The organism is Burkholderia sp. Ac-20365 (assembly GCF_017104715.1).
GTDB lineage: Bacteria > Pseudomonadota > Gammaproteobacteria > Burkholderiales > Burkholderiaceae > Paraburkholderia.
Map to the genome: position 1 here is coordinate 1 of NZ_JAAGPI010000124.1, position 829 is coordinate 829.

The window sequence follows — 829 nt, forward strand, 5'->3', positions numbered from 1 at the left end:
TGATCGGCGGGATGCTCGGGGCGACGGCGATTGCCGTGTTCTTTATTCCGATGTTCTTCTACGTGCTGGAGACGATGTCGGAACGCTCGGAGAAGAAGAAGGCCAAGAAGGCGGGCGATGTGCCGCCGTCGGCGCCGGGTCCGGGTTCAACGCCGGGAGAACCGCCGAAGGTGCCGCCGTCAGCGGGCGGCCCGAAGCCCGGCGGCGGCCCGACCACCAACCCGTCCGCACCGCGCGAGGGCGACTGACATGCGCCGCGCCCTCGTTCTCTGCGTACCGTGCGTGCTGCTGCTGGGCGGCTGCCTGCTCGGGCCGAACTACTCGCGCCCGCCGCTCGACGTGCCCGCGACCTACCGCTTCCCGGACCACTACGCGGCCGACATCGCGAACACCGAATGGTGGAAACAGTTCGACGACCCGGTGCTCAATGAGCTGATCACCACGGCGCTCGCTAACAACAACGACGTGAAGGTCGCCGCCGCACGCGTCGACCAGTTCCTTGGCCAGTTCGTCACCACGCGCGCCGCACTCCTGCCGCAGGTCAACGCGGGTTTCGATGCCGAACGTCAGCGCCTCTCGACCTCTTCATCGCCGCTGCTGGCGAACGTGCAGAACCCGGTGTTCAACACATATCAGGTGGCGCTGTCGGCGTCGTGGGAGATTGACCTGTTCGGCCGCAACCGGCGGCTGACGGAATCGGCGCGCGCGAGCCTGCTGTCGACGGAAGAAGCGAAGCGCGGCACGGTCCTCACGCTGGTGTCGTCGGTGGCCTCGTCGTATATCAATCTGCGCAGTCTCGACCGGCAGCTGGAGATCGCGAAAGCGACTA

2 protein-coding genes are annotated in these 829 nt (G+C 66.7%); both read left to right on the top strand.

Annotation, left to right across the window (positions count from 1 at the left end):
• Positions 1 to 248: hypothetical protein (locus G3O01_RS45835; RefSeq protein WP_205812508.1), on the top strand; the 248-nt coding region annotated here is incomplete at its 5' end.
• A gap of 1 nt (position 249) precedes the next feature.
• On the top strand, positions 250 to 829 hold a 580-nt coding region (locus tag G3O01_RS45840), incomplete at its 3' end, for a TolC family protein (protein ID WP_205813975.1).